The sequence below is a fragment of the Haloechinothrix aidingensis genome (assembly GCF_013450155.1).
Classification (GTDB): domain Bacteria; phylum Actinomycetota; class Actinomycetes; order Mycobacteriales; family Pseudonocardiaceae; genus Haloechinothrix; species Haloechinothrix aidingensis.
This window is the reverse complement of sequence record NZ_JACCKD010000002.1, coordinates 25,526-52,490: the sequence shown is the minus strand read 5'-3', so window position 1 is coordinate 52,490 and position 26,965 is coordinate 25,526. Positions and strand designations below refer to the sequence as shown.

Below are 26,965 nucleotides of genomic sequence, written 5' to 3'. Positions count from 1 at the left end.
CAGCCGGGTGTGGTGCATTCGGCGTCGCGCACGGCGATGAGGTCGCGGATGGCGGTGGTGGGCCGGTAGCGCTTGCGGCCGACGTCGAGGACGGCGCTGCTGGCGGGGTCGGTGAGGACTTTGCGCCACACACTCTGCTGGCTGGCCATGATGTGCCGGGCGATGGGTGCGGGTAGGGGTCCGTAGCCGGAGAGTTCGCACCCGGTGTCGCTGATGCCGAGGGCGGTGTCGACGGGCATGTGCAGGTACACCGTCGCCGCCGTCTCCGGGGCGGCCACGTCGGGATCCTGCCCCAGCAGGAGGGTGGCGTGGATGTCGGCCCGCAGCTGGTCCAGGGTGCGCTCATCGCCCCGGTGGCGGGCCCGGTGGGCCATCGCATCGATGCGGGCATACGCTGAGGCGGCGACCTCGGCGGGCAACTCCGCCGCCAGGGTCGATAACCCGTCCTCCCCGGGTAGGAGTTCCACCTTCCGCCCGGCCCGGGCCTGCCGCGCACGGGTGGCGTGCCCCTCCGGGTCGGCCTGCTCCACGAGCCGGCGCGCCGCCCGGGCCAGGTTGGCGGGGCTGGTGGGACTGACCCGCCGGGATTCGAGTTTCTCGGCCAGCTGGTCGTCTACCTGGCGGGCCTGCTGGTCGTCCACCGTGTCGGTCGCCTCGGTGATCCGCCCGGCGGCAGTCGCTTCGATCTGCCCGGCCTCCATGGCCGCCAGCACCCGCGGCATCCGCTGCGTGAGCTGGCGCGCCCGGTGCAGCCGCAGCGCCGCCGTATGCCGCGACACCCGTAGTTCGAGCGCGGCCTCGTCGGCCACATACCGGTCACCACCGCGTAGCTGGTCGAGCCGGGCCAGGGCGTGCGCCTCGATCGCGTCGGTGTGCGCCCGGATCCGCCGGGCCGCGGCCAGCGTCTCGATCACCTGCTCGGCACTCAACTCGCCGACCTGCTGCCCGGTGAAGGTGCGGCAGCGGATCTCGGCCTGCTCTTCGGGTGTGAACGCGACCGCAGGCGCCTGCCCGGCCGGGACGAACATCACCCCGGCCGGACCAACAACCTGCACGAACTCCGACACACCCACAGCATATCGCACACACGTTCGACCACCCCGCAACGACACGCCGGACATGCACAACAACCCAGCCGATCCACAATGCGCGTCAAGGTGGCGGCGAACGCCGAGAAACCTGGCAGAGTGAACGCATGATCGTAGCGTTCAGCATCAGCCCGGGCGTGGCCGACGAGCATGGTAGCGCCGGTGAGGCAGTGGCGGAGGCCGTGCGCGTGGTCCGTGAGTCGGGTTTGCCTTACGAGACCAACGCCATGTTCACGAACCTGGAAGGGGAGTGGGACGAGGTGATGGCGGTGATCAAGCGGGCCGTCGAGGTGGTCTCAGCCCGCTCGCCCCGTGTGGGTCTGGTACTCAAGGCAGATATCAGGCCCGGATACGAGGGCCAGCTCCAAGCCAAGGTCCAGCGGATCGACGAGTACCTGGACGGCTGAGCGACCCCCTACAACCGGCATGAGTCGGCCCGGGCACGTGATCCGTGCCCGGGCCGCTGAACCGACTTGGAGATCGCGGCGTCAGCCGTGCGCGACCTTGCCTCCCTTGATGCAGGAGGTGCACGCGTTGATCCTCTTCTTGTTCGAACCATCCGACTTCACATGCACGGTCTGGATGTTCGGGTTCCACCGGCGGTTGGTACGCCGGTGCGAGTGAGAGACCTGCTTGCCGAAGCCCGGCCCCTTGCCACAGACGTCGCACACGGCAGCCACGTCGAACACTCCTTCAGACTAGGGAAATCGAATACGCCTCATGGCGTATCAGGCACCTTGGACAGCGTAGCCGGTGCGGATCCAGCGCCGGCAACGGGGTCGATAAGCTCACGGAGCGGGCTGGGCCCGAGGTGAACACACCGTGATCGACACGACGAGTCGAGGGTAGGGATGCAGGCGTTGCGCGTGGCCGAGGTATCGGCGTGGGCCGCGGCCTGTGTCCGCAGCCTGGAAGGGCTGCGGGCCGATATCGACAGCATCAACGTCTACCCGGTGGCCGACTCGGACACCGGGTCGAACCTGGTGCACACCGTCACCGGTGCCCACGAGGCGCTTGTGCGTTCGACCCCGGACGCAGCGGGTCGTGCGCTGGACACGCTGGCCCGTGGCGCGATCGCCGCGGCGCGGGGTAACTCCGGTGTGATCCTGTCGCAGGCGTTGCGTGGCATGGCCGAGGCGTGCCGGTCCAGGGACTCGGTGGATGCGGAGACGCTGATCAGCGGGCTGATCCACGCCGACCGGCTGGCGACGGAAGCCGTGGCGCGCCCGGTCGACGGCACCATGCTCACCGTGCTGCACGCCGCCCGGCGGGGCGCCGAAGCGGAGTACGACCGCACCGGTGCACTGGAGCGGACCGTGACGGCCGCGGCGACCTCGGCCGCGGAGGCACTGGGGCGCACGCCCAGCCAGCTGGCGGTGCTGGCCGAGGCAGGCGTGTTCGACGCAGGTGGGCGCGGGGTGCTTGCGGTACTCGACGAGCTCGTCGCCGTGGTGACCGGCCACTCCGCGTGCGCCCGGCCGGAGTTCGCTGTGGATGCCTCGCGCGGCCCCGCGCAGCGCGCGTCGTCGGCCGTGTCGTCCCCGGGCACGGCGAGCGCGCAGCCGTGGGAGGTGATGTACCTGCTCAACGGCGCGAGTGAGGCCGCCCTGCCGGCACTTCGTGACGAGCTCAGCGCGATCGGGGACTGCGTGACCGTCGCAGGCGACGGGGCGGGAAGCCACGCGGTACATGTGCACTGCGCCGATATCGGTGCCGCGCTCGAGGCCGGGTTGCGCGCGGGACATCCGCATCAGGTGCGTGTGGAGTCGCTGGCCCCGCAGGAACCGATGATCGACAGTGGTCAGGTGCGCCGGCCGCGCGCCGTGCTGGCATTGGTGGATGGTGAGGACCTGGCGAAGCTGTGCAGCCAGGCCGGGGCACGGGTGCTGGCCGCGCACGGCGGCCAGCTTCCCGGTACGGAGCGAGTGCAGCGATTGATCACGCAGTTGGCGGCCGCGCACACCGCCGTGCTGCCGGCGGGACCCGAGCTGACCAGGGTCGCGGAGTCGACCGTCGCGGCGTTCGACCGCGTGGACCGCGACGTCGTCGTTGTCCCGTGCTCCTCGCCCGTGCAGGTGCTCGCCGCGCTCGCCGTGCATGACAGCAGCAGGCGCGCGCACGACGATGTGGTTGCCATGGCCGAGGCCGCCGCTGCGACCCACCGGGGGGAGGTGAGCGTGGCGAGCCAGGACGCGATCACCTGGGTCGGTCGTGTCGCGGCAGGCGATGTCGTGGGTTTCGTCGATGATGAGGTCGTGCGGATCCAGCAGGCCGGCGAGCAGCGGGACGATGTACTGGCCGATGTGGCGATGGAGGTACTGGAGCGCTTGCTCGGCGTACGAGGTGAGCTGGTCACGGTGCTGCTCGGCGCGCAGGCCCCGGAAGGGGTCGACGCCGAGCTCGGACGGCGGCTGCGTACCGCGCATCCCGAGGTGGAGTTCGTCGCCTATCACGGCGGCCAGACCGACAGCGTCCTGACGATCGGTGTGGAGTAGAGCAAGTGACTACGTTGCGTGACGAGCTGACGCCCCTCATCGGGTCGAAGTCGGCCAAGCCGCTCGCCACGGCGCTGGACATCGCCACCGTCGGCGACTTGCTGCGGCATTACCCGCGCCGATACGCCGAGCGGGGGGAGCTGACCGAGATCGCCGGGCTCGAGACCGGCGAGCACGTCACCGTGCTGGCCCGGATCACGCACGCGTCACGACGCCAGATGCGGTCCCGCTCGGGCCACATCCTCGAGGTCCGTATCACCGACGGGTCCCGCGAGCTGACGTGCGCCTTCTTCAACAAGACCGGATGGTTGGCCAAACAGCTGCAACCGGGCAGGCAGGGCCTGTTCGCGGGTAAGGTAACCGCGTTCCGTAACCGGCTGCAGCTGGCTCACCCGGAGTTCGAGCTGCTCGACGAGCACACGAGCGACGTGGCCGTCGACGAGTTCGTCGCGGAGATCATCCCGGTCTACCCTTCGGCCGAGGGCCTGCCGTCGTGGACCATCGACCGCTGCGTGCAGCAGGTACTCACGACCCTCGAGATCGGCGAGGACCCGTTACCTGCCGAGGTGCGCGCCGAGCACGGGCTCGTCGACCTCGAGACGGCACTGCGCACCATCCACCGGCCACCGGACTGGGAGGCGCTGCGGCATGCCCGGCTGCGGCTGAAATGGGACGAGGCCCTCGCGGTCCAGCTGGTGTTCGCCGAGCGCCGCATGTCGGCCGTCGCGCGCACCGCGCCCGTATGCGAGCCGGTGACGGGAGGGCTGGCCGACGAGTTCGACGCGCGGCTGCCGTTCACCCTCACAGCGGGCCAGCGCTCGCTCGGTAAGGCGATCGCCTCCGATATCGCCACGGAACGGCCGATGAACCGGTTGCTGCAGGGCGAGGTGGGTAGTGGCAAGACGGTCGTCGCGCTGCGCGCGATGCTGCAGGCCGTCGACGCGGGCAAGCAGGCGGCGTTGCTCGCGCCGACCGAGGTGCTCGCCGCACAGCACGCGCGGTCGCTGGGTGAGCTGCTCGGTGACCTCGGTAATGCCGGGGAGCTGGGTGCGGCGGAGAACGCGACCAAGGTGACCCTGCTGACGGGATCGTTGCCTGCCAAGCGGCGCAAGCAGGCGTTGCTGGACGCCGCCAGCGGCGAGGCGGGCATCGTCGTCGGCACGCACGCGCTGATCCAGGAGCACGTCTCGTTCGCCGAGCTGGGCCTGGTCGTCGTCGATGAGCAGCATCGCTTCGGTGTCGAGCAGCGCGACGCGCTGCGCAGCAGGGGGGCCGAGTTCACCAGCCCGCACGTGATGGTCATGACCGCGACACCGATCCCGCGGACGGTGGCGATGAGCGTGTACGGCGACCTGGAGGTCTCCGTGCTCGACGAGCTACCGGCTGGGCGGTCGCCGATCACGACGACGGTCGTGCCGGTCGCGGAGAAGCCGTCCTGGCTGGAACGGGCCTGGCAGCGAGTGCGCGAGGAGGTCTCGAGCGGCAACCAGGTATATGTGGTGTGCCCGCGCATCGGCGACGAGCCGCCCGCGGACACCGGCTCCAAGCGACCCCCCGTCGCGGTTCTCGAGCTGGCCGAGGAGCTGGCGAACGACCAGCTCGCCGGCCTGCGGCTCGGCGTGTTGCACGGCCGGATGCCCCCGGACGACAAGGACGCCGCGATGCGCCGGTTCGCCGACGGCCAGCTGGACGTGCTCATCGCGACGACGGTGGTCGAGGTCGGCGTCGACGTTCCGGCAGCGACCGTGATGCTGATCATGGATGCCGACCGGTTCGGGGTGAGCCAGCTGCACCAGCTGCGTGGCCGTGTCGGCCGGGGATCGGTGCCGGGGCTGTGCCTGCTGGTCACCGAAGCGGTCGAGGGGACGAAGACCAGGCAACGGCTCGGCTCCGTCGAGTCGACGAGTGACGGATTCGAGCTCTCCCGGCTGGACCTGGAGCTGCGTAAGGAAGGGGACATCCTGGGTGCCGCGCAGTCCGGGAGCCGCTCCGCGCTCAAACTGCTGTCGCTGTTGCAGGACGAGGAGATCATCGCCGCCGCACGCGACCTCGCCCAGGGAATCATCGCGCGGGATCCGTCCCTGGGGCACAACCTGGAGCTGGCGCATCTGGTGACCGACCTGGTCGGTCCGGAGCGCGCCGAGTTCCTGGAGAAGGCATGACCGGCCGCGTACGGTGGCGTCGAGCCGGCGCGCGCACCGGTCGTCCGAGGAGCGGAATGGCGTGGCTCACCCTCCCCTCGCGGGGGTGGCACACTGTACCGTGCAGAACCGATTCAGTGTGCCGTGCGTCGTCGAGCTCGTCGTCGCGTCGTCAGGTGTAGCAGGACAGGAAGGACCGGCATGTTCCGTAAGGTGCTCGTGGCCAACCGGGGTGAGATCGCGATCCGGGCGTTCCGGGCGGGCTACGAGTTAGGGGCGGGTACCGTCGCGGTATTTCCCCACGAGGATCGGAACTCGCTGCACAGGCTCAAGGCGGACGAGTCCCATCAGATCGGCGAGCCGGGGCATCCGGTTCGCGCGTACCTGTCGGTCGACGAGGTGGTGCGGGCCGCGCTCAGCGCGGGCGCGGACGCGGTCTATCCCGGCTACGGGTTCCTGTCGGAGAACCCGGACCTGGCGCGGGCGTGCGAGGAGGCCGGCATCACGTTCGTCGGCCCGCCCGCCGAGATCCTGGAGCTGACGGGGAACAAGTCGCGGGCCGTGCAGGCCGCGCGGGAGGCAGGCATTCCGGTGCTGGGTTCCTCCCAGCCCTCCGATGACGTCGACGAGCTGGTGGCCGCGGCCGACGAGATCGGTTTCCCGGTGTTCGTCAAGGCCATCGCCGGTGGCGGCGGTCGAGGGATGCGCAAGGTCACCGAGCCGTCCCAGCTGCGCGAGGCGATCGAGGCGGCCTCGCGTGAGGCGGAGTCGGCCTTCGGGGATCCGTCGGTGTTCGTCGAGCGGGCCGTGGTCAACCCGCGACACATCGAGGTGCAGATCCTGGCCGACGGGACGGGCGAGGTCGTGCACCTGTACGAGCGGGACTGCTCGGTGCAACGCAGGCACCAGAAGGTGATCGAGCTGGCTCCGGCGCCGAACCTCGACCCCGCGCTGCGGGAGCGCATCTGCGCGGACGCGGCGCGGCTGGCCCAGCGGATCGGCTACCGCAACGCCGGTACCGTCGAGTTCCTCGTCGACGAGAGCGGCGAGCACGTCTTCATCGAGATGAACCCGCGCATCCAGGTCGAGCACACGGTCACCGAGGAGGTCACCGACGTCGACCTGGTGGCCGCTCAGCTGCGCATCGCGGCAGGGGAGTCGTTGGCCGATCTGGGGCTGACGCAGGACGTCGTCTATCTACGGGGGGCGGCGCTGCAGTGCCGCATCACGACCGAGGATCCGGCCAACGAGTTCCGGCCGGACGTGGGGATGATCAGCGCGTACCGCTCGCCGGGAGGCTCGGGGATCCGGCTGGACGGTGGTACCGCGTTCGCGGGGACGGAGATCAGCGCGCACTTCGACTCGATGCTGGTCAAGCTCACCTGCCGGGGAAGGGATTTCGACACGGCCGTGGCCCGCGCGCGGCGTGCGGTGGCGGAGTTCCGCATCCGGGGGGTGGCCACCAACATCCCGTTCCTGCGCGCGGTGCTGGACGACCCGGACTTCCGGGCGGGCCGGGTGACGACCTCGTTCATCGAGGATCGGCCGCACCTGCTGACCGCGCGGCGCTCGGCGGACCGTGGCACGAAGCTGCTGACGTACCTGGCCGACGTCACGGTGAACAAGCCGAACGGCCAGCGCCCGAGCCTGCCGGATCCGGCGAGCAAGCTGCCTCGCCTGCCGGAGGGCGACCCGCCGTCGGGGTCGAAGCAGACCCTTGACCAGCTGGGCCCGGAGGGGTTCGCGCGGTGGCTGCGGGAGTCGTCGACGGTGGGCCTGACCGACACGACCTTCCGGGATGCCCACCAGTCGCTGCTGGCCACCCGGGTGCGGACCAAGGATCTCGTCGCTGTGGCACCCGCTGTGGCCCGCACGGTGCCGCAGCTGCTGTCGCTGGAGTGCTGGGGCGGGGCGACCTACGACGTCGCGCTGCGGTTTCTGGCCGAGGATCCCTGGGAGCGGCTGGCCGCGCTGCGCGAGGCGGTGCCCAACATCTGCCTGCAGATGCTGTTGCGTGGCCGCAACACCGTCGGGTATACCCCGTACCCGACCGAGGTGACCGACGCTTTCGTCGCGGAGGCCGCCGAGACGGGGATCGACATCTTCCGCATCTTCGACGCGCTCAACGACGTCGCGCAGATGCGGCCCGCGATCGATGCGGTGCGCGCGACCGGCTCGGCGGTCGCGGAGGTGGCGCTGTGCTACACCTCCGACCTGACCGACCCCGGTGAGTCGCTGTACACACTGGACTACTACTTGAAGCTGGCCGAACAGATCGTCGAGGCCGGTGCCCACGTGCTGGCGATCAAGGATATGGCCGGGTTGCTGCGGGCGCCCGCGGCGGAGCGGCTGGTCTCGGCGTTGCGTAGCGAGTTCGACCTCCCCGTGCACATCCATACCCACGACACCGCAGGCGGGCAGCTGGCGACGTATCTCGCGGCGATGCGGGCCGGTGCCGACGCGGTCGACGGCGCGGTGGCATCGATGGCGGGGACGACGTCGCAGCCCTCGCTGTCGGCGATCGTGGCGGCCACCGACCATTCCGCCCGCCCGACCGGGGTGGACCTGCAGGCTGTCGGCGATCTCGAGCCGTACTGGGAGAGCGTGCGCAAGGTCTACGCCCCCTTCGAGGCCGGGCTGTCCTCGCCGACCGGGCGGGTGTATCACCACGAGATCCCCGGTGGGCAGCTGTCCAACCTGCGTACGCAGGCCAAGGCCTTGGGGTTGGGTGACCGGTTCGAAGACATCGAGGCGATGTACGCCGCAGCCGACCGGATGCTGGGGCGGCTGATCAAGGTCACGCCCTCGTCCAAGGTCGTCGGGGACCTCGCGCTGCACCTCGTGGGCGCCGGGGTGTCGCCGGAGGCCTTCGAGGCCGAGCCGAACAAGTACGACATCCCGGACTCGGTGATCGGGTTCCTGCGCGGCGAGCTGGGCGACCCGCCGGGTGGCTGGCCGGAGCCGTTCCGCTCGCGGGCGCTCGAGGGACGCGGCACCGCGGGCGGTCTCGCCGAGCTGTCCGAGGCCGACAGCCGCGGCCTGACCGAGGACCGGCGCGCCACGCTCAACCGGCTGCTCTTCCCCGGTCCCGCCAAGGAGTTCTCCGACCACCGGCAGGCCTACGGCGACACCAGCGTGCTCAACAGCACCGACTTCTTCTACGGGCTGCGGCCCGGCGAGGAGTACGCCGTCGACCTGGAACCCGGGGTTCGCCTGCTCATCGAGTTGGAAGCCATCTCGGAGGCAGACGAACGCGGTATGCGCACGGTCATGGCGACCCTCAACGGGCAGCTGCGCCCCATCCAGGTACGCGACCAGTCGGTGGTCTCCGAGCTCCCCGCTGCGGAGAAGGCCGACAAGTCCAACGACCGCCACGTGGCCGCCCCGTTCGCCGGGGTGGTCACGCTCTCGGTCACCGAAGGCGACACCGTGGAGGCAGGCGCGACCGTGGCCACGATCGAAGCGATGAAGATGGAGGCCGCGATCACCGCGTCGAAGGGCGGCCGTGTCGCACGCCTGGCGATCAACTCGGTGCAGCAGGTCGAAGGTGGCGACCTCCTCGTAGTCGTGGAGTGAGCGTGCGGAACCAGAGGCAGTGACGTGCTGGGGTGGGTCGCACGAGACGACAGGGTGCTGCGTGAGCGGCCGCTGGGTTCGTGGTTGCTCGGCTCCGGCGAGGAGCACGGTCGCCGGGTGCGGCTGCGCGTCCGGTTCCTGCTGACCGGATCGCTGCTCGCGGCCAACGCCGTGGGCGCTGCCGTGGCGATCGCCCTGGTGACAGTGGTGATCCCTGGTCCGAACGTGTTCGTCAGGGACCTGCTGCTCGTGAACTTCGTTGCCGTGCCCGTGTATATCTTCACGGCCTTGATCGGCGGCACGACCTGGGGCATCGTACGTGGCTTGCGCGTGCTGCGGTGGGCGACGGAGGGTGCCGAGCTCGACGAGTACCAGCGGCGCGCCACCCTCCGGCTGCCAGCCGAGCTGACCCTCATGCAGGCGCTGGCCTGGCTGGGTGGGCTGGTGCTGTTCACCGTGCTGTACGCGTTCGTGCAGCCGGAGGTGGTACCCAAGGTCGCGTTGAGCATCATGCTCAGTGGCACCGTCACGTGCGCGAACGCGTACCTGCTCAGCGAGTTCTCGCTCCGCCCCATCGCGGCGCGGGTGCTCGCCCACGGCCCGACACCGCGCAGGCTCGCTCTCGGGGTGACCGTGCGCACGCTGGTGTTCTGGGGCGTCGGCTCCGGAGTGCCTGTCGTCGGCCTCATGGTCGTTGCCCTGCTCACCCTGTTCCAGCCGGGTGTGACGCAGCTCCAGCTCGTGGTCACCGTGCTGGCTCTGGGCCTGGTGTCGCTGGTGTCCGGGTTCATGCTCACGGTGCTCAGTACCCGTGCCACGACCGCACCGATCCGGACGGTCCGTGCCGCCCTCGCCAGGGTCGAACGCGGTGACCTGGACACCGAGGTAGTCGTCTTCGACGGGACCGAGCTCGGTGAGCTGCAGTCCAGCGTGAACCGCATGGTCGCGGGGTTGCGCGAACGGGAACGCATCAGGGACCTGTTCGGCAAGCACGTCGGTGAGGAGGTCGCGAGGGCGGCGCTGTCCCGGCAGCTCGAGCTGGGAGGTGAGGTCAGGGATGTCGTGGTGCTGTTCGTGGACGTGACCGGTTCGACGCAGATCGCCCAGACGCGGCCGCCGACCGAGGTGGTCGAGGTGCTGAACCGGTTCTTCACCGTCGTCGTCGACGAGGTTCACGCGCACGACGGTTTCGTCAACAAGTTCCAGGGCGACGCGGCACTGGCGATCTTCGGGGCGCCGTCACCGGTGGACTGCGCGTCGAGCAAGGCGCTCGCGGCAGCGCGGGCGACCATCGAGCGGCTGGCAGCCGAGGTTCCGGAGTTCGCCGTCGGTATCGGCGTCGCGGGCGGTCAGGCGGTCGCGGGTAACGTCGGGGCGGAGAGCAGGCTCGAGTACACGGTGATCGGGGACCCGGTGAATATGGCGGCCCGGCTCACCGAGCTGGCCAAGGGGCTTCCCGTCAACGTCGCTGCCGCCATGTCGGTGGTCGAGCGGGCTTCCGAGCGGGAGCGGCGCCACTGGCGCGAGCACGATGTGGTCGCGCTTCGCGGGCGGGCAACCCGCACGCGGGTGGCCGTGCCGAGATCCGGTCCGCCCCCGTCCGGGGAGCTCACTCCGGTAGCCAGTCCGGATCCGACGTCAGCACCGTGAGCCGCTGCGTCGCCCGGGTCATCGCCACGTAGAGTCCGCGCCTGCCCGCCATCGACTCGGCGAGGAACTCGGCCGGTTCGACGAGCACCACCGCGTCGTACTCCAGTCCCTTGCAGTCGAGGCTGCCTGCGACCGTGAGGCGCTTGTCGGACACCGGGGACAGGAACTTCTCGAGGTCGGCCACGCGGTTCATGGCACCGATGACGGCGACCGTCCCCTCGACCCGCGCCAGAACGTCCAGAGCGGCCTGCTGGACCTCGTACTCCAGCGAGGCGGCGTCGACCGAGCGGACCGTGGGGTCGATACCCGTGGCACGGACCGCGGTGGGCAGCTGGTCCGCGCCTGCGTGCCCGGACACGACACGTGCGGCGAGGGAGAAGATCTCCGCGGAGTTCCTGTAGTTGGTCCGGAGGGTGAAGCGCCTGCGTGCCGAGGGGGACCCCAGCACGTTGTCGGCCTCCGCCGCATCGGCATCGGCGCCGTCCGCGGCGCTGTACCAGGAGCTCTGCACGGGGTCGCCGACGACGGTCCAGCTGGCGTGCCGCCCGCGCCTGCCGATCATGCGCCACTGCATCGGCGAGAGGTCCTGCGCCTCGTCCACGATCACGTGGCCGAACTCGTCGTAATGCTCCGGTAGTGAGGAGCGTGCCGCTCCCGGTGACGGGGGCCGCTGGTGGTCCTGCTGGGGATCATCCGCCGCCACGCGCCTGCGCCTCGGCTTTCCCACGAGTGCCCGCAGCTCGTCGAGCAGTGCGATATCGGCTACGGAGTAGCCCGCGCCGCCGTCGGCGAACGAGGCGGCCAGGCTGCTGATCTCGTCCGGCGCCAGCTGCGAGCGCGCGGCCGTGCGGAGGCGTTGTTCGTCCCCGAGCCAGCTCAGCACGTCCTCGGGATGCAGTACCGGCCACCAGTCGACGAGGAAGCGGTGGAACTCGATGCGCTCGCCGAGCTCGGTGACCAGCTGGGTGCGGTCGACCTCGGGGCCGCCGCTCTCGGCGTGGCGTTGCGCGACGTCCGCGAGCGCTTCCAGGAGCGCCTCGGCGGCGTGCACCCGGCAGCGGTTGGGCTGACCCCCGCGCCCGTGTACGCGCCTGCGCACGCGTTCGAGCTGGTCGCCTGCCAACCGCAGCACCTCGCCGCGATAGGTGATGCGCAGCTCGGACGGCACACCCGGGGGTGTGCCGCGCACCGCTCGCCGCAGCACGCCGCGCATTCGCGCCGCCCCCTTGATCGTGGCGACCGGGGCGGGGTCGGTGTGCGTGGCCTCGAAACCGTCGAGCAGCTCGCCGACGGCACGCAGTTCCACGCTGGTTTCCCCCATGGAGGGCAGGACGCGGGAGATGTAGGTGGTGAACGCCTCGGACGGTCCGACCACGAGGACCCCGCCACCGCCGATCTGCTTGCGGTAACGGTAGAGCAGGTAGGCGGCCCTGTGCAGGGCCACGGCCGTCTTCCCGGTGCCGGGGCCACCGGTGATCTCGGTGACGCCGCGCCACGGTGCGCGGATCACCTCGTCCTGCTCGCGCTGGATGGTGGCGACGATGTCGCGCATCCGCTCGCCGCGTGCCCTGGCGAGCGCGGCCATCAGCGCGCCGTCGCCGACGACGCGCATCTGCTCGGGGAGGGCGTGCGGCATGAGGACGTCGTCCTCGATGCCGGTGACCGAGCGCCCGGAACTCTGGATGACCCTGCGCCGGATCACGCCCATCGGCTGCTCGGCCGTGGCCTGGTAGAACGGCGCGGCCGCGTCCGCGCGCCAGTCGGTGACCAGGTTGTCGAACTCGCCGTCCCGGATGCCGAGCCTGCCGACGTAGACCGTCTCGCGCTCGTGCGTGTCGAGCCTGCCGAAGACCAGGCCCTCGTGCTCGGCGTCGAGTACGTGCAGGGTCTGGTTGGCGTGATGCACCATCACGTCCCGCTCGAACAGCATCGATGCCTGCTCGAAGACCGCTTCGTGCCGGGCACCGTGGCCGAGCTCGTAACCGCGGTCGCGCATCGACTCGGCCTGGCTACGGAGCTCGTCGAGCCGCAGGTACACCCGGTCGACGTGGGCTTGCTCGGTGGCGATCTCGGCCCGCAGAACCACAGACTCCGACACGCGGCTCTCCTCAACGACTCACCTCGGGGCTTGGGCGGATTGCCGCACAAGCCGGGTCATTCACTCACCCGCCATCCACCACGGTCAATGGGTGAACCGAGCGATTCCCCGCGCCGGAAGCACCCCCGCCCGCCGGATCGGGAACGACCCGCATCAGTAGCGACGCGCCTGCACCGGGAATGCCCGAGAATACTCCGTACGGCCCGGGCACGATCCGGAAGGCGAGCGCCGTCCACCGAGACTACGCCGTTTCACCGGTGCGTGCGCGTGCCGTCCGGCGGTGCGAGAAGATACCCCTGTGACACGGATCGTGGCAGGAACAGCCGGTGGCCGGAGGCTGCGTGTGCCGCAGCGCGGCACCCGACCGACGACCGAACGCGTTCGGGAAGCGCTGTTCAATGCCCTGGACGCCGCCGACGAGGTCGTCGGCACCCGGGTGCTGGACCTGTACGCGGGCTCGGGGGCGCTCGGGTTGGAGGCGCTTTCCCGCGGGGCTGTCGACGCGTGTTTCGTGGAGAGCAATCGTGCGGCCGCGGGCATCCTGCGCCGCAACGTCGACGAGGTGGGGCTCGGGGGCACGATCCGGCACGGCACCGTCGAGGCGACGCTGTCGCAGCCCGCGGACAAGGCGGTCGACCTCGTCCTGGTCGACCCGCCGTACGCGGTCACCGACGCGCAGCTCCGCGTGGAGATGCAGGCGATGGCCGACAACGGATGGGTTGCCGACGGGGCCCTCGTCATCATCGAGCGCGCGCCACCGGACGGCGAGCAGTGCTGGCCGGAGGGGTTTCACCTGGCGCGGGTACAGCGGTACAGCGACACCACTGTCTACTGGGCCGAGTACCGGCCGGACGATCACGTCGCCGGGTGAGGTCCGCCGGGTAGCCGGCGGCGCGTCGTCGGCGGGAGGACTCGCCTGCTACCGTCCGGCGCATGATCAGTGTGGTGTGCCCCGGTTCCTATGACCCCGTGACGAACGGGCATCTCGACATCATCGAGCGGTGCTCGCGGTTGTTCGACGAGGTCGTCGTCTCGGTGCTGATCAACAAGAGCAAGAAGGGGCTGTTCTCCATCGAGGAGCGGATGGAGATGATCAGCGAGGTGTGCGAGCACCTGCCGAACGTGCGCGTGGACTCCTGGCACGGCCTGCTCGTCGACTACTGCCGGGCCAACGGCATCCCGGCGATCGCCAAGGGGCTGCGTGCGGTCAGCGACTTCGACTACGAGCTGCAGATGTCGCAGATGAACCAGCGGCTGTCCGGGGTCGAGACGCTGTTCATCTCGACCAACCCCGAGTACAGCTTCCTGTCCAGTTCGCTGGTCAAGGAGATCGCCACGTACCACGGGGACGTGTCACACCTGGTTCCCCGGAGCATCGGCCGCAGGCTCACCGCCCGCGTGGACGAGCTCGCCTGAGGGCGGGCGTACCCGCACAACGCGCGGAGGTCGTGCGGGGACACGCCCGGTATCGGGTGACCTGCACGCGCTGGCGGTCGTGGTGAGGCAGACTTGCTCCGGTAAGTGCGTAGTGCACCTTGAGCAAGGGAGAAGTGCCGTGTACCGGGTTTTCGAGGCACTCGACGAACTCGTCACGATCGTGGAAGAGGCGCGTGGGGTTCCCATGACGTCGAGCTGCGTGGTGCCCCGCGGGGACGTCCTCGAGTTGCTCGACGACGTGCGTGACGCGCTGCCCAGGGAGGTCGACGACGCGCAGGACGTGCTGGACAAGCGCGACGAGGTGTTGAACTCGGCGCGCCAGCAGGCCGACGAGACGGTCAGTGCGGCCAACAGCAACGCCGAGAGCACCGTCGCCGACGCCAAGTCCGAAGCCGAGCGCCTGGTCAGCGAGGCGCGCGAGCAGGCGGACCAGATCCTGGCCGACGCGCGTGCCGAAGCGGACCGGGCTGTCGCCGCCGGGCGCACCGAGTACGAGAACCTGACCGAGCGCGCGCGTGCCGAGTCCGACCGAATGGTCCAGGCAGGCAAGGACGCCTACGAGCGTTCCGTGCAGGAGGGCATGACCGAGCAGCAGCGGTTGGTGGCGCAGACCGAGGTCGTGCAGGCGTCACACAACGAGGCGGCCCGCATCGTCGACGAGGCGAACGCGGAGGCGGACCGGCAGCGCGAGGAGTGCGACGCCTACGTGGACGGCAAGCTCGCCGAGTTCTCCGACCTGCTGTCGCAGACGTTGCGTACCGTGGACCAGGGGAGGAACCACCTGCGCGGCTCGGGGGTCGGCTCCAACGGCCGCGGCTCGTACGACTATCACCGGTAGCCTCGACGATAGGGCGACCGGTCTCGCGTAGCCGCCTCCGCCTGCTTACCATCCGCTGGACGGCACGCGGTTACCATGGACAATTGGCATACTCGTACGTGCCGCGCCGAGGTGGCCGTCCTCGACCCGGCTGTGCGCACGTACCTTCCTCCTGCGAGTCTGAGAGTTCTCCCGATGTCTGAGCCGATCGAGCACGACAACCCTGGCGCTCGTGCCGCCCCGACCGGGCAGTCGTCCACGGCCCATGTGGACCAGGGTGCGTGGGTGATCGACACGCGCGAGTTCGGGCGCCAGCCCGGACTCAGCCGGGCCGTGCAGGCACGTGTGTCCGTGGATTACACGATCGGTGTCTCGGGTGTGATCGAGGTCACCGGAGGTACTCCGTTCACGCTCGACCTGCTGCTCGAGTCGGTGGTCGAAGGCGTCCTCGCCACGGGCGACGTCTCGGTGCGCGCACACGGCCAGTGCGCGCGGTGCCTCGATCCAGTGACCGAGGACATCGCGGTCAGCCTCACCGAGCTGTTCGCCTACCCGGACTCGACCACCGAGGAGACCACCGAGGAAGACGAGGTCAGCCACGTCGTCGAGGATCGGATCGACCTCGAGCCGGTCGTTCGGGACGCCGTGGTGCTCGCACTTCCGCTGGTACCGTTGTGCGACGACGGGTGCCAGGGGCTGTGCGATGGTTGCGGCGTCAAGTGGGCCGAGCTCGAGCCCGGACACGAGCATGAGAGTATAGATCCCCGGTGGGCAGCGCTCGTCGAACGCTTCGAAGAACTATCCGACGAGAGCCCTCGTGAAGACTCGTGAAGGTGATGTCGGCCAGGAATGACCGGTACGGACCGGTCGAAGCCCTGCGCCGCATCGGTACGTGACGGTGAGGAGAGTTAACGGTGGCCGTCCCCAAGCGGAAGAAGTCGCGGTCGAACACGCGCACCCGGCGCTCGCAGTGGAAGGCGAGCCCGGTTCACCTGGTGCCGTGCTCGAACCGGGCGTGCAAGGAGCCCAAGCCGCAACACGTGGCGTGCCCGAGCTGCGGTCAGTACGCAGGGCGTCAGGTCGTTGAACCCGCCTGAGTGGCTGGTACATCATGGCGGCTAACTCGGACACAGGTCCAGCGGCCGATACCACGCCACTGGTCGAGGCGCTCGGCGTCGACCTCGACCCGGAACTGCTGACACTCGCGCTGACGCATCGTTCCTACGCCTACGAGAACGGTGGACTGACGCCGAACGAGCGGCTCGAGTTCCTCGGTGATGCCGTGCTCGGTCTGATCATCACCGATCACCTGTACTCGGAGCACCCCGATCTGCCCGAGGGGCAGCTCGCCAAGCTGCGCGCGAGCGTGGTGAACATGCAAGCCCTGGCCGGGGTGGCGCGTGAGCTCGGCGAGGGTGGCCTCGGGGCACACGTGCTGCTCGGCAAGGGCGAGGAAATGACGGGGGGCCGGGACAAGGCGAGCATCCTCGCCGACACGCTGGAGGCGATGATCGGTGCCGTCTATCTCGAGCACGGCATCGAGCAGTCCCGCCGGCTGGTGCACCGGTTGTTCGCCGGGCTGCTCTCCGAGGCCCCGCTGCGGGGGGCCGGCCTGGACTGGAAGACCAGCCTGCAGGAGCTGACCGCGGCCACGGCCCTGGGCGTGCCCGAGTACCGGGTCGTCGACACCGGACCCGATCACCAGAAGGTCTTCAGTGCCACGGTCCTTGTCGGTGGCCGTGAGCTGGGGCACGGCGAAGGTGGGACCAAGAAGGAAGCCGAGCAGAAGGCGGCTGAGACGGCGTGGCGGGTGCTCTCGGCCGAACGGGACGACGCCTCTCCAGAGCGTGCCTGAGCTTCCCGAGGTCGAGGTCATCCGAGCGGGCCTGGCCGAGCACATCGTCGATCGAACCCTCAGTGATGTCGAGGTACTCCATCCGCGGGCGGTTCGACGGTACGTCCCCGGCCCGGACGACTTCCGCGCTCGCCTGCTCGGCGAGCGGGTCGAGGCGGTCCGGCGCAGGGGCAAGTACTTGTGGTTGGAGCTGGCCTCGGGCATCGCTGTACTCGGGCACCTGGGTATGAGTGGGCAGCTGCGCGTGCAGCCGGTGGGGGCGCCCGACGAGAAGCATCTCCGCGTGCGGATGCGCTTCGCGGACGGTGGCGACGAGCTCCGCTTCGTCGATCAGCGTACCTTCGGAGGGTTGCAGGTCACCGACCTGCGGACGACCCAGGGTGGGCAGGTACCCGCGGAGATCGTCCATATCGCGCGTGATCCGGTGGATCCGGACTTCCGGGCCGACGACGTGGTGCGCGTGCTCCGTGCGAGGCGTTCCGAGGTCAAACGCGGCTTGCTCGACCAGTCGCTGGTGTCCGGGATCGGCAACATCTATGCCGATGAGGCGTTGTGGCGTGCGAGGCTGCACGGCGCATGCCCGACGTGGCGGCTGACACGCAAGCAGGGGCGGGAGCTGTTCCGCGCCGTCGCGGAGGTGCTGGACGAGGCACTCACTGCGGGCGGGACGTCCTTCGATGCGCTGTATGTGAACGTGAATGGCCAGTCCGGCTACTTCTCGCGCGCGCTCGCGGTGTACGGCAGGGATGGCGAGCCGTGCGAGCGGTGCGCGGCGCTGATCCGGCGTGAGGACTTCATGAACCGCTCGTCCTACTTCTGCCCCGGCTGCCAGCCGCGCCCGCGGAGCGGTCGACGAGGGCGGACGGGCCCGCCGGGTACGGCACGACGCTGACGGTCGGCCCCGCGGGCTCGGCGGTAGGTGCTACCCGGCCGGTGTCACTCGGCTGACGTCGACGCGTCACCCTCGCCGCTGTCGCCGCCCCCGGAGCCCTCGTCCTCGGTTCCGGTCTCGGACTCCGAGGTCGTGGTCTCGGTGGTCGTGGTCTCCGACTCCGAGGTCGTGGTCTCGGTGGTCGTGGTCGTGGTCTCGGTGCTCGAGCTGGTTGTCTCACTCGTCGAGCTCGTGGTCTCGGTGCTCGAGCTCGTCGTCGACTCCTCGGTCGTGGGGACTCCGCCCGAACGCGCGGACGTGCTGGCACCGGTGGTCCCGGGAAGGCTCGAGCTGATCGTCGTGGTCCCATCCGGCCGGGTGATGATCACCGAGCTCTCGGTGGAGCGCTGCCTGCGCAGTGTCTCGCTGGCGACCGTGTCGTCGATCGGATCGGCGGTGTGCTCGGCGCTGGCATCGCCGGCGACCCGGTCCCTGCCGCCGCCGGAGTCACCCTTGTCACGCTCGTACTCCTGGATACTCTGGGGAGCCTCGGCGCCGTGGAAGCCGTCAGAGGCGAGATCCGCGACGCCGGCGAAGGCGGTCGCCGTGAGCAGGCCGCTTGCCGCCAGTGCGAGGTAACCGCGTCTACGGGACTTGCCGGTTACGGCATCAGGCGGTGCGACCGCGATACGTAACTCGTCGTGCGCCCCATCACTCGGCGGCATACTCACTCCTTGCCTTGCCGGGACTATCTACGTGGGCTGGGTCACAGGCCGATCCTGGACGCGGCTGGCTGCCGCTCCCGATCTCGACAGCGAGCGCACTCTATCACCCGTCAGGGGGCGTGTGGCACGTCAGGTACCGCATGTAGTCCCGGCTCAACTACGAACTGTGACGTTACAGCGGTCACGTCACACGCTTCGGTGTTTCTTTGGCGCTGCTGAATATCAGGCACCATAGAAGCGTGAGCATGGGAGACGGTGCGGCCCGGATGACGGCATGGGTGCACGGCCGCGTGCAGGGCGTCGGATTTCGCTGGTGGACCCGAAGCAGAGCGCTCGAGCTCGGCCTGGTCGGAAGCGCGAGCAACCTGTCCGACGGCCGGGTCGAGGTCGTTGCGGAGGGGCGGCGTGAGCACTGCGAGCAACTCCTCGATCTACTGCGATCGGGTACGTCACCCGGTCGAGTGGAGATGGTCGTCGAGCGCTGGTCAGAGCCGCGTGGTGACGCTGTGGGTTTCGTGGAACGCTGACGTGCAGCTGTAGGATCGGGCGCCGGGCGGCCCCGGGTGGTCCCGCGCCCGGATCGGCACTGCGCTGCACCTCCCGTGTCGTGTCACCGTGCACGCCGGTGTCCGGCGCACCCGCCGTGCCAGCAAGGAACGCGCCGGTCGCGCGGGTATCCTCGGTCGGTGGTTGGGTAAGCACTCCACCCGGCGGCTGTCGACCTCCCGCACGCGAGGGTGGCAGGCAGCGAACGGCCGGATCGATGAACAAGGCGCCGATCAGTAGGGACACAGCTTCGTGCATCTGAAGAGCCTCACGATGAAGGGGTTCAAGTCCTTCGCATCCGCCACGACGCTGCGTTTCGAACCGGGTATCACCTGCGTCGTGGGCCCGAACGGTTCCGGCAAGTCGAACGTCCTCGACGCGCTGCGCTGGGTCATGGGTACGCAGGGGGCCAAGGACCTGCGCGGTGGCAAGATGGAGGACGTCATCTTCGCCGGAACGTCCGGTCGGTCGCCGCTCGGCCGTGCCGAGGTGTCGCTGACGATCGACAACTCCGACGGGGCGCTGCCCATCGAGTACACCGAGGTATCGATCACCCGGCGCATGTTCCGCGACGGTGCCAGCGAGTACGAGATCAACGGCAGTACGTGCCGCCTGATGGACGTACAGGAGCTGCTTTCCGACTCGGGTATCGGACGCGAGATGCACGTCATCGTCGGCCAGGGGCAGCTCTCCGAGGTACTGCATGCCAAGCCGGAGGACCGCAGGGCCTTCATCGAGGAGGCCGCCGGTGTGCTCAAACACCGCAAGCGCAAGGAAAAGGCCCTGCGCAAGCTGAACGGTATGCAGGCCAACCTGGACCGGCTCAACGACCTCACCAGCGAGTTGCGCAGGCAGCTCAAGCCGCTCGGCAAGCAGGCCGAGCTGGCGAGGAAGGCACAGACCGTGCAGTCCGAGCTCCGCGACGCGCGGCTGCGCCTGTATGCCGACGACCTCGTGACCCAACGGACCACCCTGGCCAAGGAAGAGGCCGATGAGCAGGCGGCTCGTGCGCGTCGCAACGAGGTCGAGCAGGCACTGGAGTCGGCGACGGCCGAGCAGACCGAGCTGGAGGAGTCACTCGCCGCCGACGCCCCGAAGCTCGCGGCTGCGCAGGACACCTGGTACAAGCTCTCCGCGCTGGCCGAACGGCTGCGCGGCACCGTCCGGCTGGCCGTGGAGCGCCAGCGGCACCTGTCCGCCGATGTGCACGAGCACACCGGTGAACGCGACCCGGAGGACATGCTCGCCGAGGCAGCGGAGGTCGCCGAGCAGGAAGCCGAGCTCACCGAGGCGATGGAGCAGGCGCGGCAGACGCTGAACGACACGATCGCCAAGCGCGAGGAGGTGGAGCGTGTCGTGCAGGCGGCCGAGGAACGGCATATGGCCGCCGTACGGGCCATCGCCGACCGTCGTGAGGGAGCAGCCAAGCTGCGTGGTGAGGTCGACGCGCTGCGGAGCAAGGACACCGCTACCGAGGAGGAGATCGAGCGGCTCACCTCGGGCATCGACGAGGCAGCCCGGCGTGCCGAGCAGGCGGCCGAGGAGCTCGAACAGGCGCGTTCCGAGGGGGGCATCTCCGACGAGGGCGATGCCGATCTCGACAGCCGCTACGAGCAGGCCGTGCAGGCAAGGGATGCGGCGACCGCGCGTGTCGAGGAGCTGGTCGAGGCCGAGCGGTCCGCGGAACGGGACATCGCCTCGGAGAAGGCGCGACTGGACGCGCTGTCGATGGGACGCGAACGCAAGGACGGCTCGGCTGTGCTGCTGGAAGCAGGCGAGGACGTGGGCGGGTTGCTCGGCGTCGTCGCCGAGTTGCTGGACGTGGCGCAGGGTTACGAGGTAGCGGTCGCCGCGGCGCTCGGCCCGGCCTCGGAGGCTGTCGCGATGCGGGGCACCTCGGAAGCGGTCGTGGCGCTGGACCACCTCAAGACCCAGCAGGCCGGTCGGGTGGGGATGCTGCTCGGTGGCGGGCCGGGTGCCGAGGCCGCCACGTGGCCGGCGTTGCCAGACGGTGCGGTATGGGCCAGGGATGTGGTGACCCCACCGGAGACGTTGCGTGGCGCCGTGGAGCGTGCGCTCGATCGGGTTGCCATCGTGGAGGACCTGCCCGCGGCCGAGGGTCTCGTGCGCGCGTACCCCGAGGTACGCGGGGTCACCCTCGACGGCGATGTGCTGGGCTCGCACTGGGCATCGGGTGGTTCGGTCGGTGGCGAAAGCGCGATCGAGGTGCAAGCTGCCGTGGACGACGCCCAGGAACGGTTGCGCGCGGCCGAGCAACGGCTGAGCGAGACGCAGGCCACGCTCGAGGGAGCGCGGGCGGAGCAGCGCGCCAGGGAGGAGGACCTCGTCTCGGCGAAGGAGGCCCTTTCCGAGTCGAAGGTGCGTAAGGCGCGTACCACGGAGCGGATCGAGCGGCTGGAGCAGGCGGCGCGCTCGGCGGAGGCCGACGTGGAGCGACTCCGCAAGCAGCGTGCCGATGTGTACCAGTCCAGGGAGGACGCGCTGACCAAGCTGGCCGAGCTGGAGGAGCGGCTGGCAGCGGTCTCGGACGAGCCCGCGGACGAGGAGCCGGACACCTCCGAACGGGACGCCGCGGCGGCGTCGCTGTCCGAGATGCGGCAGGCCGAGGTGGACGCGCGCCTGGCGTTGCGTACGGCGGAGGAACGCGTGCAGGGCATCTCGGGCAAGGCCGAGTCCCTGCGCCAGGCGGCGGAGGCCGAGCGGCAGGCGCGCGAGCGCGCCGAGAAGGCACGGATCGCGCGCAAGCGGGCAGCCGACATCGCTGCTGTCGTCGTGGAGGGCGGGGAGAGCGCCCTGGAGCGCATCGAGGTCTCGTTGCAGCGCGCGACGGCCGAGCGCGATGCCGCCCAGCAGGCCCGGCAGCACAGGGAGGACGCGCTCGCCCAGGTTCGCACCAGGGTCCGCGAGCTCAACGGTGAGCTGGAGAAACTGACCGACGCCGTGCATCGTGACGAACTGGCGCGTGCGGAGCAACGCACCCGGCTGGAGCAGCTGGAAGGCAAGCTCGCTGAGGAGTACGGCATCGGGCCGGACGACCTGGTCGCCGAGTACGGCCCCGACCAGCCCGTGCCACCGAGCGCGGAGGAGATGGCCGAGTACTCCGCGGCCAAGGAGCGCGGTGAGGACGTGAGCGAGCCGCAGCCGATCCCGTACCACCGGCCGACCCAGGAACGCCGGGCCAAGCGGGCGGAGAAGGACCTCGCGTCGCTCGGCAAGGTCAACCCGCTCGCGCTCGAGGAGTACGCCGCGCTCGAGGAGCGTTACAAGTTCCTGTCCACCCAGCTCGAGGACCTCAAGGACACCCGCAAGGATCTGCTCTCGGTGATATCCGAGGTCGACGAGAAGATCCTCGAGCTGTTCAACACGGCCTACGCGGACGTGGCGCGCGAGTTCGAGGCGGTGTTCTCGGCCCTGTTCCCCGGCGGGGAAGGCAGGTTGGTGCTTACCGACCCCGACGACCCGCTGACGACCGGTGTGGACGTCGAGGCCAGGCCACCCGGCAAGAAGGTCAAGCGGCTCTCGCTGCTGTCCGGTGGGGAGAAGTCGCTGGTCGCGGTGGCGATGCTGATCGCGATCTTCCGGGCCCGCCCGTCGCCCTTCTACGTGCTCGACGAGGTGGAGGCCGCGCTGGACGAGACCAACATGCGGCGGCTGCTCAACCTGCTCGAACAGCTCAAGGAGAGCTCGCAGCTGATCGTGATCACACACCAGAAGCCGACCATGGAGATCGCCGACGCGCTGTACGGGGTGAGCATGGCGGGCGACGGCATCACGCAGGTGATCTCCCAGCGGCTCCGCTCCGGCGAACCCGGCGTCGAACGTGACGTCCAGCCCGACGCTCAACCGGAGGGCCGGCCGGACGTCCAGCCGGACGTCCAGCCGGACACTGCCTAGTGCCCACCGGAGGGGCACCGGCAGCGGACCGCCCCCCGGTGCTTACCGCGAGCCGGGTGCGAGGATTGCTGCGTGTCGAATAGTCTCTGGTTCTGGATCGTTGTCCTGGCCGTCGTCGTGGCGGCACTGGCCGTCCTCGCGGGGCTGCTGCTCGCCCGGCGACGGAGGATCAGTCTCGCCGAGAACGAGCGCGCGCAGCGCGATGACGGTGCCCGTGGGGGCGGTTACCAGGCCGGCGGTGGCGTCGCGCTGGCTCCGGGCGGTACGCGGGACGGGACGGGGCCTGCGGGGGGCAGTCCCGCCGACCCCGGGGCGGACGCTCCTGCTGACGCCGCTGCTGACACCACTGTTGACGCCGCAGGTGACGCTGCCGGGCCACCGCATCCCGCGGGGGAGCGTACGGAGGTCGACGGCGAGCCCGGCGTCGGAGACGACGCCGCCGTACCCCGCGACGCACCGCGCCGGGACATCGTCGACGTCGTGCTCCCGCAGGAGCCGGAGGTCCAGGGACAGGCGGCCGGTACGGACGAGACCGCCGAGCCCGCGGACGCCGGTGCACCTACCGGGACAGCAGAGCCTGCCGGGGAGCCCGCCGAGGAGATCGCCCCGGCAGGGGGGCGGATCGAGCGGCTGCGCGGCAGGTTGTCGAAGTCGCGCTCGGCGCTGGGGCAGAGCCTGCTCGGCCTGCTCGGGGCGGGCGACCTCGACGAGGAATCCTGGGAGGAGATCTCCGATACCCTGCTTGTCGCCGACCTCGGCGCCGCCACGACGACGGAGGTCGTGGACAGGCTGCGCGCCGAGCTGTCCGCGCGCGGGGTTCGCTCCGCGGAGCACGCCAGACAGGTGCTGCGGGAAGTACTGATCGAGGCCCTGCATCCCGAGCTCGATCGCGCGGTGCGGGCACTCCCGCACGAGTCCGACGGAGCCAAGCAGCCCGCCGTCGTGCTGGTCGTCGGGGTCAACGGGACGGGAAAGACGACGACGACGGGCAAGCTCGCGCGCGTGCTGGTGGCGCAGCGGCATCGTGTCCTGCTCGGGGCGGCCGACACGTTCCGGGCCGCAGCGGCCGACCAGCTACAGACCTGGTCGGAGCGAGTGGGCGCGGAGGTGGTGCGCGGGGACGAGGGCGCTGACCCGGCCTCGGTCGCCTACGATGCCGTGGAACGCGGCGGTGCCAGTCAGGTCGACGCCGTGCTCGTCGACACGGCGGGCCGGCTGCACACCAAGACGGGCTTGATGGACGAGCTCGGCAAGGTCAAGAGGGTGGTCGACAAGCAGGCGCAGGTGGACGAGGTCCTCCTGGTGCTGGATGCCACCACCGGGCAGAACGGCCTCGCTCAGGCGCGGGTGTTCTCCGAGGTCGTCGATGTCACGGGGATCGTGCTGACCAAGCTCGACGGCACGGCCAAGGGGGGCATCGTGTTCCAGGTGCAGCGTGAGCTCGGCGTCCCGGTCAAGCTGGTCGGCCTGGGGGAGGGGGCGGACGATCTGGCGCCGTTCGAGCCGGAGTCGTTCGTCGACGCGTTGCTGGATTAGCCGACCAGGTTGACGAGCGCAGCGTCGTGACGCAGTATCGATTCCACAAGACAATATGATTGTTTCAAGTTACGGAATCTTGGTACGCAGCTGGCGGCAGGCGCGGCGGGTCGCCGGCGATGGCCGTTCCGACGAGGACGAGGGACGTGAGGCCGGCTCATGGATGTGGTTTTCAAGGCACAGCGTGTCATCACCAGTGCGGGGGAAGGCGCTCGCACCATCGGTGTTCGCGGCGGTGAGATCGTCGCCGTCGAACCGTACGAGGCCGAGCTGGATGCCGCTCGGACGGTGGAGCTCGGCTCCGACGTCGTGCTCCTGCCGGGGTTGGTGGACACGCACGTCCACGTCAACGACCCGGGACGCAGCGAGTGGGAGGGGTTCGAGACGGCGACCCGCGCTGCCGCCGCCGGGGGCATCACCACCATCGTCGACATGCCCCTGAACTCGCTCCCGCCGACCGTCGATATCCAGTCGCTCGAGGTCAAGCGCAAGGCCGCGCACGGGCGAGTGCATGTCGACGTGGGGTTCTGGGGTGGCGCGATCCCCGGGAACGAGGCGGAGCTGCGTGGCCTGCACGACGCCGGTGTCTTCGGCTTCAAGTGCTTCCTGCTGCATTCCGGGGTCGACGAGTTCCCGCCGCTGGACGCCGACGCGCTCGAGCGTGTGCTGCGGCAGCTCGGTGGCTTCGACGCGCAGATGATCGTGCACGCCGAGGACTCCGAGGCGATCGAGCGCGCGCCGCGCGCGTACGGAGGTCGCTACGCGAGCTTCCTGCGGTCACGCCCGCGCGGCGCGGAGAACGTCGCGATCGCACAGGTGATCGAGCTGGCCCGCTGGACAGGAACGCGGGCGCACATCCTGCACCTGTCCTCCTCGGACGCCCTTCCGATGATCGCCTCTGCCCGGCGCGACGGCGTCCGGCTGACCGTCGAGACGTGCCCGCACTACCTGAACTTCGTCGCCGAGGAGATCGATGACGGCGCCACGCAGTTCAAGTGCTGCCCGCCGATCCGGGAGGCGGCCAACCGCGAGCAGCTGTGGCGCGGTCTGGCCGACGGGACCATCGACTCGGTCGTCAGTGACCACTCCCCGTGCAGCCCCGAGCTCAAGCGGCTGGATACCGGCGACTTCGGCACGGCATGGGGCGGGGTCTCCGGACTGCAGCTCGGGTTGCCCGCGGTGTGGACGCAGGCGCGCCAGCGGGGTTTCGCGCTGACCGACGTCGTGCGGTGGATGGCCGAGAACACCGCCGCACAGGCGGGTATGCGCAGGAAGGGCCATATCGCGCTGGGATACGATGCCGACTTCTGCGTCTTCGCGCCCGACGAGGCGTTCGTCGTGGACGGGCAGAGCCTGCGGCACCGCCATCCCGTCACCGCTTACCACGGGCGACCGCTCGCGGGTGTCGTGCGCGGTACGTGGCTGCGCGGAACCGAGGTCACCGGTGACCAGCCGCACGGCACGCTGCTCAGCAACGGCGCGTGCTGACCTTCGTGCGCTCGGGTGCACGCCACACCCTGCCGGCGGTAGGGTCTGCGCCATGACGCGCCTGGAGGTGGAGTTCACGACGGAGCCGTTCGAGGGGGAACGGCCGGATCCGCCGCCGCACGCGGTGGCCGCGCGCGACGCCGTGGAACGCGCGGGCCTGGCGTGCGACTTCGGCCCGCTGGGCACCTCGCTGAACGGGTCGTCACAGCAGGTGCTGGATGCCCTGAACGCTGCGATACACGCCGCGCTGGAGCAGGGCGCCACCCGCATGACGGTGCGCGTCGACAGGGTGGCCGACGATGAGTGATGCCGGTGCGCCGGAGCATCCGCTCGTGGATGCGGTGCGGCCGCTGGCCGAGGCGATCCGGGCCACCATCGTGCCCCCGGAACGGGCTCGTAGCGGCGATGTGCCGCTGTGCTGGGAAGGTGTCGAGGTCGCCTACGTCCGGCTCCCGGTCGCCGATGGTGCCGCGGGCCTGACCAGGCTTATCGGTGAGGTATCCGACGAGCTCGGTGGACCGCTGCACACCCTGCCACGGACGGAGAAGCAACGCGCCGTGCGGTTGCTCGAGGAGCGCGGCGCCTTCGAATGGCGCAGGGCGGTGGAGACGATCGCCGAGTCGATCGGGGTCACCCGCTTCACCGTGTACAACTACCTCAACCGGGATCGCGGCTGAGCCGTGCCGCCCGGCGCTCGCCTGCTCGTGCCGTCGCCGTCGGCGACGGC

General features: G+C 70.0%; 22 protein-coding genes. 18 read left to right on the top strand and 4 right to left on the bottom strand.

Annotated elements, in window-relative coordinates:
- Positions 1-1,067 (bottom strand): DUF222 domain-containing protein (locus tag H0B56_RS04810; protein WP_180891742.1); only part of this gene is annotated, 1,067 nt, incomplete at its 3' end.
- A gap of 128 nt (positions 1,068-1,195) precedes the next feature.
- Here H0B56_RS04810 and H0B56_RS04805 point away from each other — a divergent pair.
- Positions 1,196-1,495: a thiamine-binding protein gene (locus tag H0B56_RS04805; RefSeq protein ID WP_180891741.1), complete on the top strand. Its 300-nt coding sequence runs from the start codon at positions 1,196-1,198 to the stop codon at positions 1,493-1,495.
- Between the two features lie 81 nt (positions 1,496-1,576).
- Here H0B56_RS04805 and rpmB read toward each other — a convergent pair whose 3' ends face one another.
- The gene (rpmB, locus tag H0B56_RS04800; RefSeq protein WP_180891740.1) at positions 1,577-1,768 is read right to left on the bottom strand and encodes a 50S ribosomal protein L28; all 192 of its coding nucleotides are present in this window, start codon (positions 1,766-1,768) and stop codon (positions 1,577-1,579) included.
- A gap of 171 nt (positions 1,769-1,939) precedes the next feature.
- Here rpmB and H0B56_RS04795 point away from each other — a divergent pair, with 171 nt between their 5' ends.
- The 4 genes from H0B56_RS04795 (at position 1,940) to H0B56_RS04780 (ending at position 10,950) form a co-directional block, all read left to right on the top strand.
- Positions 1,940-3,583 carry a DAK2 domain-containing protein gene (locus tag H0B56_RS04795; RefSeq protein WP_180891739.1) on the top strand — a complete coding sequence of 548 codons (1,644 nt, stop codon included), beginning with the start codon at positions 1,940-1,942 and terminating at the stop codon, positions 3,581-3,583.
- A 5-nt stretch (positions 3,584-3,588) separates the two neighbouring features.
- Positions 3,589-5,745 (top strand): ATP-dependent DNA helicase RecG, encoded by a 2,157-nt coding sequence (gene recG, locus H0B56_RS04790; RefSeq protein ID WP_180891738.1) that lies wholly within the window; start codon positions 3,589-3,591, stop codon positions 5,743-5,745.
- A gap of 180 nt (positions 5,746-5,925) precedes the next feature.
- Positions 5,926-9,300, top strand: coding sequence for a pyruvate carboxylase (locus tag H0B56_RS04785; RefSeq protein WP_180891737.1), 3,375 nt, complete (start codon positions 5,926-5,928; stop codon positions 9,298-9,300).
- 24 nt (positions 9,301-9,324) lie between these two features.
- The gene (locus H0B56_RS04780) at positions 9,325-10,950 is read left to right on the top strand and encodes an adenylate/guanylate cyclase domain-containing protein (protein WP_343063756.1); all 1,626 of its coding nucleotides are present in this window, start codon (positions 9,325-9,327) and stop codon (positions 10,948-10,950) included.
- Here H0B56_RS04780 and H0B56_RS04775 read toward each other — a convergent pair.
- The gene (locus H0B56_RS04775) at positions 10,910-13,048 is read right to left on the bottom strand and encodes a UvrD-helicase domain-containing protein (RefSeq protein ID WP_180891736.1); all 2,139 of its coding nucleotides are present in this window, start codon (positions 13,046-13,048) and stop codon (positions 10,910-10,912) included. The two genes, H0B56_RS04780 and H0B56_RS04775, sit on opposite strands and share 41 nt — an antisense overlap.
- A gap of 298 nt (positions 13,049-13,346) precedes the next feature.
- Here H0B56_RS04775 and rsmD point away from each other — a divergent pair, with 298 nt between their 5' ends.
- From rsmD to mutM, 7 genes are all read left to right on the top strand, one after another.
- Positions 13,347-13,919, top strand: a complete 573-nt coding sequence (gene rsmD, locus H0B56_RS04770) for a 16S rRNA (guanine(966)-N(2))-methyltransferase RsmD (protein ID WP_180891735.1) — start codon at positions 13,347-13,349, stop codon at positions 13,917-13,919.
- Positions 13,920-13,981: 62 nt separating this feature from the next.
- Entirely contained in the window at positions 13,982-14,464 is a 483-nt protein-coding gene (gene coaD / locus H0B56_RS04765; protein ID WP_180891734.1) for a pantetheine-phosphate adenylyltransferase, read from the top strand.
- Between the two features lie 139 nt (positions 14,465-14,603).
- On the top strand, positions 14,604-15,323 hold the full coding sequence (locus H0B56_RS04760; protein ID WP_180891733.1) for a DivIVA domain-containing protein: 720 nt from the start codon (positions 14,604-14,606) through the stop codon (positions 15,321-15,323).
- A 174-nt stretch (positions 15,324-15,497) separates the two neighbouring features.
- Positions 15,498-16,133, top strand: a complete 636-nt coding sequence (locus tag H0B56_RS04755) for a YceD family protein (RefSeq protein ID WP_180891732.1) — start codon at positions 15,498-15,500, stop codon at positions 16,131-16,133.
- Between the two features lie 83 nt (positions 16,134-16,216).
- Positions 16,217-16,399, top strand: a complete 183-nt coding sequence (rpmF, locus tag H0B56_RS04750) for a 50S ribosomal protein L32 (protein WP_089302460.1) — start codon at positions 16,217-16,219, stop codon at positions 16,397-16,399.
- A 14-nt stretch (positions 16,400-16,413) separates the two neighbouring features.
- The gene (rnc, locus tag H0B56_RS04745) at positions 16,414-17,157 is read left to right on the top strand and encodes a ribonuclease III (protein WP_180891731.1); all 744 of its coding nucleotides are present in this window, start codon (positions 16,414-16,416) and stop codon (positions 17,155-17,157) included.
- Entirely contained in the window at positions 17,150-18,049 is a 900-nt protein-coding gene (gene mutM / locus H0B56_RS04740; RefSeq protein ID WP_180891730.1) for a bifunctional DNA-formamidopyrimidine glycosylase/DNA-(apurinic or apyrimidinic site) lyase, read from the top strand. Before rnc ends, mutM begins: the two co-directional genes overlap by 8 nt.
- A gap of 44 nt (positions 18,050-18,093) precedes the next feature.
- Here the strand turns inward: mutM and H0B56_RS04735 are convergent, their stop codons facing one another.
- Positions 18,094-18,753, bottom strand: a complete 660-nt coding sequence (locus H0B56_RS04735; protein WP_180891729.1) for a hypothetical protein — start codon at positions 18,751-18,753, stop codon at positions 18,094-18,096.
- Between the two features lie 245 nt (positions 18,754-18,998).
- Here H0B56_RS04735 and H0B56_RS04730 point away from each other — a divergent pair, with 245 nt between their 5' ends.
- The 6 genes from H0B56_RS04730 (at position 18,999) to H0B56_RS04705 (ending at position 26,915) form a co-directional block, all read left to right on the top strand.
- Positions 18,999-19,280 (top strand): acylphosphatase, encoded by a 282-nt coding sequence (locus tag H0B56_RS04730; RefSeq protein WP_180892324.1) that lies wholly within the window; start codon positions 18,999-19,001, stop codon positions 19,278-19,280.
- 271 nt (positions 19,281-19,551) lie between these two features.
- On the top strand, positions 19,552-23,214 hold the full coding sequence (gene smc, locus H0B56_RS04725) for a chromosome segregation protein SMC (protein WP_180891728.1): 3,663 nt from the start codon (positions 19,552-19,554) through the stop codon (positions 23,212-23,214).
- Between the two features lie 72 nt (positions 23,215-23,286).
- Positions 23,287-24,750 (top strand): signal recognition particle-docking protein FtsY, encoded by a 1,464-nt coding sequence (gene ftsY, locus H0B56_RS04720; protein WP_180891727.1) that lies wholly within the window; start codon positions 23,287-23,289, stop codon positions 24,748-24,750.
- Positions 24,751-24,909: 159 nt separating this feature from the next.
- Positions 24,910-26,238, top strand: a complete 1,329-nt coding sequence (gene allB, locus H0B56_RS04715) for an allantoinase AllB (RefSeq protein ID WP_180891726.1) — start codon at positions 24,910-24,912, stop codon at positions 26,236-26,238.
- A 52-nt stretch (positions 26,239-26,290) separates the two neighbouring features.
- Complete coding sequence (locus tag H0B56_RS04710) at positions 26,291-26,545, top strand: thiamine-binding protein (RefSeq protein ID WP_180891725.1); 255 nt, start codon at positions 26,291-26,293, stop codon at positions 26,543-26,545.
- On the top strand, positions 26,538-26,915 hold the full coding sequence (locus H0B56_RS04705; protein ID WP_180891724.1) for a helix-turn-helix domain-containing protein: 378 nt from the start codon (positions 26,538-26,540) through the stop codon (positions 26,913-26,915). The genes H0B56_RS04710 and H0B56_RS04705 overlap by 8 nt, the downstream gene beginning before the upstream one ends.
- Positions 26,916-26,965 lie beyond the last annotated feature (50 nt).